Source organism: Wolbachia endosymbiont of Culex quinquefasciatus Pel (assembly GCF_000073005.1).
In the GTDB taxonomy this organism is placed as follows: Bacteria; Pseudomonadota; Alphaproteobacteria; order Rickettsiales; family Anaplasmataceae; genus Wolbachia.
Map to the genome: position 1 here is coordinate 793863 of NC_010981.1, position 13620 is coordinate 807482.

The 13620-nt window shown below is 34.0% G+C and carries 13 protein-coding genes; all 13 read left to right on the forward strand.

The genetic code is table 11. The features are described from left to right. The first annotated feature begins 74 nt into the window (after window positions 1–74). Window positions 75–353: a J domain-containing protein gene (locus WP_RS03635; protein WP_231834391.1), complete on the forward strand. Its 279-nt coding sequence runs from the start codon at window positions 75–77 to the stop codon at window positions 351–353. 90 nt (window positions 354–443) lie between these two features. After that, window positions 444–1526 (forward strand): ankyrin repeat domain-containing protein, encoded by a 1083-nt coding sequence (locus WP_RS03640; protein WP_007302146.1) that lies wholly within the window; start codon window positions 444–446, stop codon window positions 1524–1526. Window positions 1527–1773: 247 nt separating this feature from the next. Next, window positions 1774–2829, forward strand: a complete 1056-nt coding sequence (locus tag WP_RS03645) for an ankyrin repeat domain-containing protein (protein WP_007302147.1) — start codon at window positions 1774–1776, stop codon at window positions 2827–2829. A gap of 257 nt (window positions 2830–3086) precedes the next feature. After that, window positions 3087–4256 (forward strand): ankyrin repeat domain-containing protein, encoded by a 1170-nt coding sequence (locus WP_RS03650; protein ID WP_007302148.1) that lies wholly within the window; start codon window positions 3087–3089, stop codon window positions 4254–4256. A 344-nt stretch (window positions 4257–4600) separates the two neighbouring features. Next, window positions 4601–5473: an IS982-like element ISWpi16 family transposase gene (locus WP_RS03655; RefSeq protein WP_007301954.1), complete on the forward strand. Its 873-nt coding sequence runs from the start codon at window positions 4601–4603 to the stop codon at window positions 5471–5473. A 26-nt stretch (window positions 5474–5499) separates the two neighbouring features. Beyond that, entirely contained in the window at window positions 5500–6681 is a 1182-nt protein-coding gene (locus tag WP_RS03660; protein WP_007302149.1) for an ankyrin repeat domain-containing protein, read from the forward strand. Between the two features lie 122 nt (window positions 6682–6803). After that, entirely contained in the window at window positions 6804–8030 is a 1227-nt protein-coding gene (locus WP_RS03665) for a cytochrome b (protein ID WP_007302150.1), read from the forward strand. Then, a complete protein-coding gene (locus WP_RS03670; RefSeq protein WP_007302151.1) occupies window positions 8030–8791 on the forward strand; it encodes a cytochrome c1 in 762 nt (253 codons plus the stop codon). The genes WP_RS03665 and WP_RS03670 overlap by 1 nt, the downstream gene beginning before the upstream one ends. 85 nt (window positions 8792–8876) lie before the next feature. Then, window positions 8877–10811: an excinuclease ABC subunit UvrB gene (gene uvrB / locus WP_RS03675; RefSeq protein ID WP_007302152.1), complete on the forward strand. Its 1935-nt coding sequence runs from the start codon at window positions 8877–8879 to the stop codon at window positions 10809–10811. A 306-nt stretch (window positions 10812–11117) separates the two neighbouring features. Beyond that, window positions 11118–12314 carry an MFS transporter gene (locus tag WP_RS03680; RefSeq protein ID WP_007302153.1) on the forward strand — a complete coding sequence of 399 codons (1197 nt, stop codon included), beginning with the start codon at window positions 11118–11120 and terminating at the stop codon, window positions 12312–12314. Between the two features lie 38 nt (window positions 12315–12352). Then, window positions 12353–12652, forward strand: a complete 300-nt coding sequence (locus WP_RS03685) for an integration host factor subunit alpha (protein ID WP_007302154.1) — start codon at window positions 12353–12355, stop codon at window positions 12650–12652. Further along, a complete protein-coding gene (locus WP_RS03690; RefSeq protein ID WP_012481900.1) occupies window positions 12649–12975 on the forward strand; it encodes a MerR family transcriptional regulator in 327 nt (108 codons plus the stop codon). The genes WP_RS03685 and WP_RS03690 overlap by 4 nt, the downstream gene beginning before the upstream one ends. A 52-nt stretch (window positions 12976–13027) precedes the next feature. After that, complete coding sequence (locus WP_RS03695) at window positions 13028–13618, forward strand: murein hydrolase activator EnvC family protein (RefSeq protein ID WP_007302156.1); 591 nt, start codon at window positions 13028–13030, stop codon at window positions 13616–13618. The last annotated feature ends 2 nt before the right edge of the window (window positions 13619–13620 follow it).

Here is a 13620-nt window from a genome sequence, read left to right on the forward strand (position 1 = left end):
TCATCTTCTTCCTTTTTTTGATATTCACAATAATCACGTTTGTTTTACCTAGCGTTGTTGTATTTTTTCTCTTTTTGGCAAAGAGAAATAACATAAGTTTTATGATGCACTCTATATTAAGTAAGTTTTTGAACGAATTTAACAGCAGTAAAAGTTACACCAAAAATTACACTGGTGATAATATGTCCAAAGATGAAGCATTAAAAATACTGGGGCTGAATTCCGAGGCAAGCCAAAATGAAATCAATAAGGCATACCAAAATTTAATGAAACTGGTCCATCCAGACAAGGGAGGCTCGGAATATTTTGCACAAAAGTTAAACGCAGCACGTGATAGGTTGATGAAGACCTAATTTTAACTATTGTTTTCTCTGTAAATTTTGCTTGTACATATTAAGTTGCATGATATAAAACCGGAAACATTATTCTTTAGGAGGTATTTGATGAAAAAACTTGAGAGATTGAGAAAGAATTTATTTGCGGCTATAGATGAGCTTAATATTAATAAAGTTAAAAGATATGTTAAAAAGGCAAGATATATAAATAAAGAAAAAGAGATTATTAATGGTAAAAAAGATGGTATGGCACCTATACATCTTGCTGTTTATAGAGGTAGCTTAGAGATAGTGCGGTTTTTGCTTAAAAATAATGCTAATATTAATGCTGTTAGTGATGGATGTCTTGTTCCTTACTCGTACGTTACTGCCATGAATAGAAAAGCAGAAATAAAAGAAATGATATATCATTGTACTAGTAGTACCACTTCCCAAGTAATGCAAGGTTTTACAGCTTTACACTTAGCCTTTTTTTATTGTCGATTAGATATCGCGAATCTTCTGCTCAATAATAACACTATTAATATTAAAAATGCAAATGGCAAAACGGCATTTGAGGTTATCCCTGGTTATGAAAGTCTTTGCAGTGATGGCTGTGACATAGAAAAAATATTCTTAGCTGTGTTAAGATTTCATAAAAATAATTGTACAGAACTATTACTTTCTGCTAGAATAAATACTAAATTAGAGTTAGAAGCTGGTGATACTCCAGATGCAGCAAGTAGTATAGCAAACCCTTTCTCAACCTCCACCAGGGCAAATACTAAGATAGGATTGGAAGCTGGTGATACTCCAAATCCTGCACCAAGCAGTGCAGTAAAACCTTTTTCTTTTATTAATAGTATATTTAGTTGGGTAACCACTGCCACACTCAATGGCTTATTCAGCAGTGCTCCTACTTTACTTCCTGCACAGCAATTTGTTGATCACTTAGCTGGTAGCCCAATTGGTTCTTCACAAGTTGATTTTAATGCAACAGCTCTACTAGTTGATGTAGTGGTCAAAAAGTTCACAGGGAAAAAGTATTCAAGACTACTGGACAATCCACCTCTGACAAAACTTGATATTATAGAAAAAAAACTCGAGACGGCAATTAGTAGTTGTGAAAAACTTTATCAATGTCCTGAAAGTTCATTAAGCAATTTAACGATATCTAAAAGTATGCATCAAAAGTCCCTTCAAATCAGTTAAAATAAGCTCTCTAATTCGAGTGCTTATTTACAAAACTTATCCCTTATTTCCTCTTCTAAAGCAGATTGCTTATTATCAAGTAATAAAAATTATGAATTAGGGGCTTAAAATATTTTGCAAAAAAGTTACGTGATAGATTGCTGAAGACCTAATTTTTAACTATTGAAATTTTTCTCTGTAAATTTTGCTTGTATATATCAAATTGTGTGATACAAAATCGGGAACGTTGTCTTTTAGGAGATATTTGATGCAAGGGATGCAAAAACGGATAAAAACTGAGAACTTTGTAAATGAGTTATTTATTGCCATAAAAGAGCATAGTCTTCTAAAAGCTAACATATGTATCAGAAGTGCAGTGTACATGAACCTAAGAAAGCAGATTTTTATTGGTGAAAAATACGGTATGAAACCTATAAGTTTTGCTGTGAAAGAAAATAGCTTAAAGATATTGAGGTTTTTGGTTAATAACGGCGCCAATGTTAATGCTGCTAGTAGTGAAAGCTTGAGAGTTGCATTGCACGTTGCTGCTGAATATGGCAGAGAAGATGCAGGACAGCTTCTACTTAGTCGTTATGCTAAGATCAATTTGCAAGATATAACGGGTAAGGTGCCTTTGCACTTAGCGTCTTTCCATTGCCAAGTGGCAATGGTGGAACTTCTTATCAAGCATGATGCTAATATTTATATAAGAGATGCGGGTGGTAGAATACCACTAGATGTTGTTGGAGATGATCCAAAATCTATATGTACTAGTAATACAAGGCAAAAAATAATATCTACATTAAAATGTGCTGATAAAGAAGTTAATTGTCAGACATTAGCTTCTAGAGCAAATCCTAAGGTAATAGAAGCTAGGAATTACTTTAGCTATCATGATAATAGTACAAATGCGTTAAGCAGCGCAGTAAAACCTTCTTCTTTTATTAATAGTATGTTTAGTTATGTGAGAACTTCAATTACTGCTGTACTCAGTAGCCTATTTCAAAGTACCCCTGCTTTACCTCCTGCACAGCAATCTATTGCACATTCAACTGGAAGCTCAATTGGTTCTTCACAAGTTGATTGTAATGGAATAATTCTGCTAACTGCTGTAGCAATAAGTAAGTTCACAGGGAAAAGATATTCAATGCCACTGGATGATTCACTTTTAACGATAAGACAGGTTAAAGAAAGAAAACTTAATTCTCTAGAAAGAGATGTCAAGATGGCACTTAGCAAGTGTGACAAGCTTCATCAGCATCCTGAAAGCTCACTGAGCAACTTCACAATATCTAAAGGCGTGCATCATCAAAAGCACCTCTAAATCAGTTAAACTAAGCACTCTAATTCGAGTGCTTATTTACAAAACTTATCCCTTATTTCCTTTTCTAAAGCAGATTGCTTCTTATTAAGAGCAAAAAAATTTGAATAATGAAGCTCAGCATATTTTGTACAAAAGTTAACGTGGTAGGTTGCTGAAGACCTAATTTTTAACTATTGAAATTTTTCTCTGTAAATTTTGCTTGCGCATATTAAGTTGCATGATATAAACCCGGGAGATTCTCTTTTAGGAGGTATTTGATGGAAAAACAAAAAATAATTGAGATTTTAGGAAGAAAATTAGTTTCTGCTATAAGCAGAGGTGATTTTCAGAAAGTTAAAGAATGTATTAAAGAGATAGAGTATGAACAAATAAAAAATGAAGTTTTGAATTATGAAAGATACTATATGAAACCTATACATCATGCTACTCTCTTGGGTAATTTAAAGATATTAGAGTTTTTATGTAACAGCGGTGCTGATGTTAATACTACTATTAGTAATCGATATTTGAGTACTCCCTTGCACATTGCTGCTAGACATGATAAACTAGAAATAGCAAAGTTTTTACTTGATCGTGATGCTAACATCAATGCTACAAATTATAAAGGCTTTACACCTCTGTACTTAGCATCTGACCACTGTCATTTAAATATGGTAAAACTCCTACTCTGCAAGGGTGCTGATGCTAGTATTCAAAGTCAGTATGGCAAAACAGCATTAGATGTTGTTGGAAATGCTAGAAAAGATGAATGTAGTAGTAGTGAAATTCAAAAAATAGAATCTGTATTGAGCAGTTCTACTGAAGCTGACTGTGAAGCAAAATTAACTTCTATAAAAGCAGGTATTAAAGACGCTAACGACAGCACAGATTTTGTAAGTAGTGCAGCGAGTCTTCAATTATCCCCTACCAAAGCAATTAAGATAGAATTGGAAGTTAGTAATACCAAAAACTTGGCAAGTAGCACAGTGAACTCTTCCTCCACTCCTACCAGAGCAGATTTTAAAGAAGCTAGCAGCATCACAAGCGGTGCAGTAAAACCTTCTTCTTCTATTAATAGTATATTTAGTTGGGTAACCACTGCCACACTCAATGGCTTATTCAGCAGTGCTCCTACTTTACTTCCTGCACAGCAATCTGTTGACCACTTAGATCGTAGCCCAATTAGTTCTTCACAAGTTGATTGTAATGGAATAATTCTACTAACTGCTGCAGCAATGAGTAAGTTCACAGAAAAAAAATATTCAAGGACACTGGACAATTCACTTCTCACAATAGAAGAAATTAGAGAAAGAAAGCTTAACACTATAGAAAAAAACTTCGAGACAGCACTTAGTAAGTTTAAAAAACTTTATCAATGTCCTGAAAGTTCATTAAGCAATTTAACGATATCTAAAGGTATACATCAAAAGTCCCTTTTAATCAGTTAAAATAAGCACTCAAGCTTGAGTGCTTATTTTCGTATAATCCTCTTTAAGTTAAAGCTCTTATATGTTGAGAATAAGCTGCTAAGCAATTTAAGCAAACTAAGGAGGCTTATGGTGTTTTGTACAAAAACTAAATGTAGCACGTGATCAAATAACAATCTCTTACGTTGTAAATTTTTTTTAATTTTACATATAAATTTCACTAGCATATGCCCAAATTATGTGGTATAAGGGCAAAAATTTTATCCTTTAGACCTCAGTTATGGATTAGAAAATAGATAAAAGTATAACTAAGAAGAGGGAAACAGGGTAAACTCGAGTATTTTAGTAATAATAAGAGGTTACCCATGAAGAAAGATATTACAGAACTGTACTGTTGCGTCGAGGATTTTTGTCGTGCGGTAGATGATAATTTTGCAAATAGGTTCTTATCAAACGGCAAAAAACCAACCAGAGTACCAGAAATAGCGCACTCAGAAATTCTAACCATAATCCTGTTATACCATAAATCACCATGTAAAAACTTCAAGGCTTTTTATCTTTGTTATCTTCAGTTATTCTATAGATCAGAGTTTTCAAAGCTGCCTTCATATCACAGATTTATTGCCTTAAAGCCGCGAGTTTTGTGGTATTTAGCATTACTTTTGCAATGGTTCTGTGAACAAGCGAAAATGACCGGCACTTCCTACATCGACACCTCTACGATTGCCGTTTGCCACAAAAAAAGGATCTCTAGGAATAAAGTTTTTAATCATCTAGCAGAAATTAGTAAGAGTACGTATGGTTGGTTTTTTGGCTTCAAGTTGCACTTAGTGATTAACGAAATTGGTGAAATTCAAGCACTTACCCTAACCAAAGGTAACGTTGATGACAGAAAACCTTTACCAACTCTCACTAAAAGACTGACCGGACTTTTGTTTGGAGATAAGGGCTATATAAAGAAAGAGCTTTTTGAGAAACTCTTCGATAGAGGCCTAAAGTTAGTCACTAAAGTAAAAAAAGGTATGAAAAACGCACTAATTTCACTTAAAGAGAAGATTTTATTAAGGAAAAGGTCGATTATTGAGACTGTTTTTGATTCCTTGAAAAACAAATTTGAGATTGAGCATACAAGACATAGATCGCCAACAAATTTCCTAATTCATGTTTTTTCTGTTCTGATTTCCTACTCCATGCAGTCCAAAAAGCCTTCTATTTCTATGCCTTTCTTTATCGGCTAATCCATAACTGAGGTTTTAGGAGGGTTATGGTTACAAAAACAGAAGTTGAAAAATGGAGAGATGGGTTACGTTCTGCAGTAAAGGAACGTGATTTTCAAAAAGCTGAGGAGTATATTAGAGAAGGAAAGACACATACTACTAATGTTATTAACTCTAAAGATAGAAATGGTAACTCACCTTTATCGATTGCTGTTAGTAAACAAGATTTAGAAATGATGAGGTTTTTAATTGAGAATGGTGCAGATGTTAATATTGAGGACTTTTTTCGTGTGCCTCCTATATACTATGCTGTTACAAAGGGCACCAAAAAAATGATAGAGCTTCTAATCGATAAAGGAGCAAGCATTAGTGGTTATTTTTCATATGCTGATAAAAAACGCACTCTTGTAGGTTGGGCTATAGACAAGAATAGTCCGGAAAAAGTGGAGGTCTTACTTAAACATGGTGCTAGCCCAAACGGCAAATTTGATCTTCTTGCTTATTCACAAAATTCATGCCTACATGCTGCTATTGAAAAAAACTACTCAAGAATAGTTGAGCTTCTTATTGAATATCGTGCTGATGTCAATGTTCAAAACGAACAGGGACAAACACCTATATATTTGGCTATTAGTTTAAAACGTCCAAAAATAATGAAGCTGTTATACGATAGTGGTGCTGATATTGATAATGTTAAGGATATAAGGAACGAGACACCATCAGATTATGTTAAGTTATTTTATCCCGGTAAAACGATAAAAGAGATTGTTGCAGAAGCAGAGAGTGCCAATGTAAACCCAGGTGATACTACTCTTGCACCAAGTAGTGCAGTAAGACCTTCTTCTTTTATTAATAGTGTATTTAGTTGGATGGGAACTTCAACAACTGCTGCACTCAGTAGCTTATTTCAGAGTGCCCCTGCTTTACCTCCTGCACAGCAATCTATTGCACATTCAACTGGAAGCTCAATTGGTTCTTCACAAGTTGATTGTAATGGAGCAATTCTGCTAACTGCTATAGCAATCAGTAAATTCACAGGGGAAAGATATTCAATGCCACTGGATAATTCGCTTTTGACATTGGAGCAAATTAAAGAAAGAAAGGTTAGTGCTATAGAAAGAAATGTCAAGATGGCACTTAGTAATTGTGAAAAACTTTATCAATGTCCTCGAAGTTCATTAAGCAATTCAACAATATCTAAAGGTGTATATCATCAAAAGTCCCTTTAAAACAAGCACTCAAATTTGAGTGCTTGTTTTTGTGAAATCTACTCTTTAAACTTAAACTTTTTATTGTTTATTAGCGTTAAATTGTTACAATACAATGAGTTAAGATGACAAAGCTTTAAGTTATGGAAGATGATAGCAAAAAAGAAATAATAGAAGAAAAAGGTATATTAGGTTGGATAGAATATAGACTGCCTATATTTTCTTTTCTAAAACATATTGCTTCTTATCAAGTACCAAAAAATTTAAATTATGCTTGGAATTTTGGTTCTTTGGCTGGTATAGCGCTGATTTTACAAATAATAACAGGTATATTTCTTGCTATGCACTATACTCCGCATGTTGATTACGCGTTTAATAGCGTGGAGCGTATAATGCGTGACGTAAGTTACGGATGGCTAATACGCTATACTCATGCTGTTGGGGCGTCACTCTTCTTTATGGTGGTCTATGTTCATATCATGCGTGGATTATATTACGGATCTTATAAGAGACCGCGAGAAATGGTATGGTTTATTGGCATATTTATATTTTTTGCAATGATGGCAACTGCCTTTATGGGATATGTTCTTCCATGGGGACAAATGAGTTTTTGGGGTGCAACAGTTATAACTACTTTATTCTCGGCTATACCTTTAATTGGTGATAAAATAGTTATATGGCTATGGGGAAGTTTCTCTGTTGATAATCCAACGCTCAATCGTTTTTTTGCGCTGCATTATCTTATGCCTTTCATTATTATCGCTTTAGCTATGTTGCATGTTGTTGCTCTGCATAGGTTTGGCTCTAATAATCCAAGTGGAATAGAAGTCAGGTCAGATAAGGATACCATTCCTTTTTACCCTTACTATATAGCAAAGGACTGCATAACTTTTGGTTTATTTTTTATAATTTTATTTGCATTTGTTTTTTATGCCCCTAATTATCTTGGGCATCCTGATAATTATATAGAGGCTGATCCTATGGTAACTCCAGTACATATAGTGCCAGAGTGGTATTTCTTACCTTTTTATGCGATGCTGCGTTCAATTCCAAATAAACTTATTGGTGTACTTACCATGTTTGGATCTATTTTAGTGTGGTTTCTTTTGCCTTGGCTTGATAAATCAAAGGTTAAAAGTGGTGCTTATCGCCCATTATTTAAGAAATTTTTTTGGGTTTTTGCAATAAATTTTGCATTTCTTGCCTGGCTTGGGGGACAAGAAATTAAGGAGCCTTACATTACTTTAAGTAGGCTCTCAACTCTTTATTATTTTTCATATTTTGTGATAGTTTTACCTTTACTTAGTAAGTATGAGAAACCAAAAAAATTACCGAAAACAATAAGCGATTCCGTTCCGGAGATGAAGTGATGCTGTTGATTAAAGTTGCTGTATTTTGTATATTACTTCTCACTAATTCTTTGTCTGCAGAGGAGTTTAAACCTTTACCAAATAAGAAAATCGACTGGAGTTTTGATGGAATTACTGGATCTTTCGATAGAGAGTCAATTCAGCGTGGCTATAAAGTATACAAGGAAGTCTGTGCTGCTTGCCATTCAATGAATAGAATAGCGTTTCGTAATTTGCAAGATGTTGGTTTTTCTGAAGAGGATGTAAAACAAATTGCAGCCTCTTACCAAGTTAAAGATGGTCCGAATGATTTGGGTGAAATGTTTGATAGGCCGGGAGTGTCTTCGGATTATTTTATTGCACCTTTTGACACAAAAGAAGCAGCTGCAGCAAGCAACAATGGAGCAATTCCACCGGACTTATCATTAATTGTCAAAGCAAGACATGATGGTGCAAATTATGTCTATTCACTACTAATTGGTTATCAAAACGGTGAACATGATGAGAACGGTTTATATTTTAATCCATATTTTTCAACAGGCAGGTTAGCTATGGCCCCACCACTCTCTGAAGGAATGGTAGAATATGATGGTACAAGGCAAGCCACAGTTGAAAATATGGCATATGATGTGGTAAATTTCTTACAATGGGCAGCAGAGCCAGAACTGGAGCGCCGACATAAACTTGGGCTAAAAATAGTGACATATTTTATAATTTTGACGGTGTTTTTTGTATTAACCAACAACAGGATTTGGAGCAGGCTCTATAAAAAGAAAAAATAGAGTTTTTTATGTTCATTCTTTCATACCTTATTTACACTAGCAAATGTATTGTATAGTAATAAATACATTATGAAAATATAAAGGTATGGAATTTCAAATAGTTACACATTTTCAGCCAGCTGGAGATCAACCACAGGCAATAGACAACTTAGTTGCAGGGTTAAATAGTAATAAAAGAGATCAGGTTTTGCTTGGAGTTACTGGTTCTGGAAAAACCTTCACTATGGCAAATGTTATTGCAAGAACAAACAGGCCTGCATTAATTATGGCACATAATAAAACTTTAGCGGCGCAGCTTTACGAGGAGATGAGAGGATTTTTCCCTCACAATGCTGTTGGATACTTCATTTCTTATTATGATTATTATCAGCCTGAGGCTTATTCGCCACAAACAGACACTTATATTGAAAAAGACTCTTTAATAAATGAAAGAATTGATATGCTACGCTATTCTGCTATATGCTCTCTTTTGGAGCGTAGGGACACGATTGTAGTTGCGAGTGTTTCTTGTATATATGGTCTTGGTTCGCCTGAGAGCTATCTCAGCATGACCTTGACTTTAAGTGCTGGAGATAAGATTCATGTTAATGACTTTCTGAATAATTTAGTTAATCTCCAATATAAACGTTCTGATGTCAGATTTGAGCGAGGATATTTCAGAGTGCGCGGCGATATTATTGATATATTTCCTGCCTATTATGAAAATAAAGCTTGGCGTTTATCATTGTTTGGTGATGAAATAGAGGAAATTTCTGAGATTGATGCCATGAACAGCAATATTATCAGATGCATAGATACAGTCACCATTTTTCCAAATAGCTATTACACTACATCACGTGAGACTCTTTTGCAAGCAGTTCAATTGATTAAAAAAGAACTACATGAACGCCTGGATTATTACTATTCACAGAACAAAATTGTTGAAGCAAAACGCCTTGAGCAGCGTACTAATTTTGATATTGAAATGATGATGGCAACGGGAGTGTGTAAAGGTATTGAAAATTATTCGCGTTATCTTTACGGAATGAAAGCCGGAGATCCACCGCCTACATTGTTTGAGTATTTACCTAAAGATGTAATTTTATTTGTTGATGAAAGCCATGTAACCGTTCCCCAGATAGGTGCAATGTATAGCGGTAATGAAGCACGTAAAAAGAAATTGATAGATTATGGTTTTAGGCTACCTTCTGCTTTTGATAACCGTCCATTAAAATTGGAAGAGTGGGAGGCAATACGGCCACAGACTATTTACGTTTCGGCTACTCCAGGAAAATATGAATTAGAAAAGACTAATCACGCATTTATAGAGCAAGTTATCCGCCCAACAGGACTGACAGATCCCATCTGCACCATAAAACCAACAGAGAGTCAGGTTGATGATGTGATTCACGAGGCGCAAGTAACAATAAAAAAAGGATTTTGTATTCTAATTACCACATTGACAAAAAAAATGGCTGAAAAGCTAGCTGAGCATATGAGTGAGCTCAGTATGAAAGTAACTTACCTACATTCAGATATTGGTGCACTGGAAAGAATTGAAATTATATGCAAATTAAGATCTAAAGAAATAGATGTTCTTGTTGGCGTTAACTTGTTGCGGGAAGGTCTTGATATTCCCGAGTGTGGATTGGTTGCAATTTTAGATGCTGACAAAGAAGGGTTTTTACGATCAGAGACTTCGCTCATTCAAACGATAGGTCGTGCTGCACGAAATGTTGAAGGCAGAGTAATTTTATATGCAGACAAAATTACTAATTCTATGGATCGTGCACTGAAAGAAACTGAAAGGAGAAGAAAGAAACAGACAGAGCATAATACACTGCATAATATTGTACCAAAAACTATAATAAAGCCTATATCAAATACTTTACAGGAAAAAGTGGTGATTGAGAATTTTAGCAAGGATGATCTAAATAGTTTGAAAAAGCAAATGTTGAAGCATGCTGAAAATTTAGAGTTTGAAGAGGCAGCAAAAATAAAAAGTATTATTGAAAGGTTTAATAATAGATCCACTGCATAATTAGAAAAAAGATGAATAATTAATAGCTAAACTGACTTTGATTTATCAACAATTTGAAAAAACATCATCTAAGTGGCAGAAAAATGAGCCAGTTCATGATAATTTCAAATTTTCACCTTTTATCTTATAGGTAATGATTGTTGAACTTATTTCTTTCTTGAGATTATGTACAGACTCTAACAAATTAAATCTCACAACAAATTTGTTGTTTCATAGCTTTTATATCATACTATAATTGCAACTGTTTTAACAATAATCAGAGCCTAAAAGAGGTTTATTATCAATGGACTATTTATAAAAAATCTTATGGAAAATAAAGCTTGGTTCATTTGGCTGATCAGCAACTTAATTGTTATATTCAGCAATATGCAGATAATCTACACCTTTATAAGTGTGAATCTTGAAAAAGAACTTGGGCTCACGATTGCGCAAGTTGCACTAGCTAATTCAGCATATACTTGGACTTTTGCTATCTCACAATTTTTTAGTGGGGCAATGTTTAATGTTTTTTCCAGCAAAAAAATTTATTTTTTCTCGTTGTCAATCATGCTCTTTGGTTTTTTTGTCCTTATCAAGAGTGACAATTTTGCCCATTTAATTTTATCTCAATTTTTGATCGCAATTGGAGCATCGTTTGGTTTTGTTGGCGCTGCTCATGTAAGTAGCACATATTTTCCCCTTACTCAATTTGGACTGATGTTCTCACTAGTGCAGACAATTTCAAGTCTTTCTGCTTTGATGATTCAAATGTGCTTCTCTAGCTTGCTTGCCGAAGGTGCAGATTGGAAAAATCTTATTGTATGCGTAATATTATTTGGCGTATCGATATTCGTACTTATGTTTTTTTATCCGAAAGGACTTTCAAAAAAAAATTTGGGGGAATACACAATAAAGAGCTCTATAAAAACAGTAATATGTTCTGTACTAACAGTGCTAAAATTAAGAGATATCTGGATAACCTCAATAGTGGGTGCTATTACTTTTGGAACATTTTTAGCGCTTAATATGCTGTGGGCACCAAGGTTACTAAGCAACTTAGAACTCAATACAATGGAGTTAGGTGTGGCAACTGCAATATTGTGGCTTGGTCTTGCAGTTGGTGCTCCAATTGCAGATCTAATCTCAAATCTATTTAAAAATAGAAGGCACGTAATCTCTGCTTTTGCCACATTGCAAAGTATTTCAGCTATTATTTTACTATGCGGTAATTTAACAGTTCATATTATATACTTTTGTATGTTAATGTTTGGTTTTTTTGCAGGAGGACATATGCTTAATTTTACTGTTGGTAGTGAGATTGTTGAGCAGAAGTATATTAGCACATCATCATCCATTATCAATGGATTTATGTTTGTTATGAGTGGAATTTTAGTGTCAATTTTAGCACTTTTTTCAGATCATCAAATGGCGCTTTTCACAATATTTGCAATGTTAACATTTGCTAGTATTTTTAATTATGCTACAAAAGAAACATACTATAAAAATAAAGTAGCTGAATCTTGAGTCGATTGTTATATTATATTAACATACTGTAATAAATTATGACAACAAAAGACACAACAGTAACTAAGGCAACAATAGCTGAATGTATAAACCAGGAAATTGGATTATCGAAAGAAGACTCTATTGCAATAATAGATGACATATTGGATGAGATAAAAACGAGCTTAGCAAAGGATGGAATAGTAAAAATATCTTCATTTGGAACATTTTTGGTTAAAAACAAGAAAGAAAGACCAGGAAATATACCAAAGACATCGGAAAGGGTAGTAATTAAAGCGAGAAAATCAATTTCTTTTAGACCTTCAAAAATGATGAAGAAATTAATAAACAACCGATGAATAAGGAAAAATTATTTTACACAATTGGAGAAGTAGCTGAAGAACTACATTTGGAGCAGCATGTTTTAAGATTCTGGGAAAGTCAATTCCATCAAATTAAACCCATAAAACGGAAGGGAAGAAGACTATATGATCATAAGTGTATAGAGGCAATAAAGAAAATAAAATATATGCTATATGACAAAGGATATACAATAAAAGGAGTACAAAAGGAATTTGGTAACGATGTAAGAATTGATCATTATTCAAGAAATTTGTTGAAAGAACTTACCGATTTAAGAGACTATTTGACTGATAAAATAAATGAAGAAAGTAATAAATAGACGAAAAACACTATAAAGTTTTGTGAAAGTTGATATATCTAGAGATAAGTGTATGTGTCGTATAGCCTTGTTCTTTATATTATCAGCAATACTGATAAGCTGTGGCCTGCAAAAACCTGCACCTGTACTACTTAAAGGCGAAGAATTTTATGGGAAAAGAGACCTAGAGTACACAAGGGAGTATCATTTGATTAAAGAAAATGTTGATTCTTCGCTGCGAAAAGAAAGTAGAAAAGCCTTTGTAGATAAGGTATATAACAATAATGCACAAAGCATGTGTAAATTTGTAATACCGGTTAAAGGTGCAGTTACCTCTTCTGATAAAATATGTCAAGATGGCATAAAAATTACTGCTCAAAGTGGAACAAAGGTTATTGCTTCTGCACCTGGCAAAGTAATATACGTAGGCAAAGGCCTGAGGTGGTACGGAAATTTAATTATAGTGGAACATAAAGATAATTACATGACTATGTACTCCTATTTAAAAAACATACAAGTTGAAATTGGTGATAAAGTAAAACAAGGTCAAGTAATTGGATCTGCAGGTAAATCAAGCACACAAGATAAAGATCCGCAGATGTGTTTCACAATAAGACATAATGGTCAAGCAGTCGATCCTTTAGTACATATAAACTGTGATTGAAT

What these genes read in the sequence shown, in the direction of transcription:
- WP_RS03680 (WP_007302153.1), top strand. Translation starts at nt 11,118, where the DNA reads ATGGAAAATAAAGCTTGGTTCATTTGGCTGATCAGCAACTTAATTGTT.
- WP_RS03670 (WP_007302151.1), top strand. Translation starts at nt 8,030, where the DNA reads ATGCTGTTGATTAAAGTTGCTGTATTTTGTATATTACTTCTCACTAAT.
- WP_RS03640 (WP_007302146.1), top strand. Translation starts at nt 444, where the DNA reads ATGAAAAAACTTGAGAGATTGAGAAAGAATTTATTTGCGGCTATAGAT.
- WP_RS03695 (WP_007302156.1), top strand. Translation starts at nt 13,028, where the DNA reads ATGTGTCGTATAGCCTTGTTCTTTATATTATCAGCAATACTGATAAGC.
- WP_RS03660 (WP_007302149.1), top strand. Translation starts at nt 5,500, where the DNA reads ATGGTTACAAAAACAGAAGTTGAAAAATGGAGAGATGGGTTACGTTCT.
- WP_RS03650 (WP_007302148.1), top strand. Translation starts at nt 3,087, where the DNA reads ATGGAAAAACAAAAAATAATTGAGATTTTAGGAAGAAAATTAGTTTCT.
- WP_RS03665 (WP_007302150.1), top strand. Translation starts at nt 6,804, where the DNA reads ATGGAAGATGATAGCAAAAAAGAAATAATAGAAGAAAAAGGTATATTA.
- uvrB (WP_007302152.1), top strand. Translation starts at nt 8,877, where the DNA reads ATGGAATTTCAAATAGTTACACATTTTCAGCCAGCTGGAGATCAACCA.
- WP_RS03685 (WP_007302154.1), top strand. Translation starts at nt 12,353, where the DNA reads ATGACAACAAAAGACACAACAGTAACTAAGGCAACAATAGCTGAATGT.
- WP_RS03645 (WP_007302147.1), top strand. Translation starts at nt 1,774, where the DNA reads ATGCAAGGGATGCAAAAACGGATAAAAACTGAGAACTTTGTAAATGAG.
- WP_RS03655 (WP_007301954.1), top strand. Translation starts at nt 4,601, where the DNA reads ATGAAGAAAGATATTACAGAACTGTACTGTTGCGTCGAGGATTTTTGT.
- WP_RS03690 (WP_012481900.1), top strand. Translation starts at nt 12,649, where the DNA reads ATGAATAAGGAAAAATTATTTTACACAATTGGAGAAGTAGCTGAAGAA.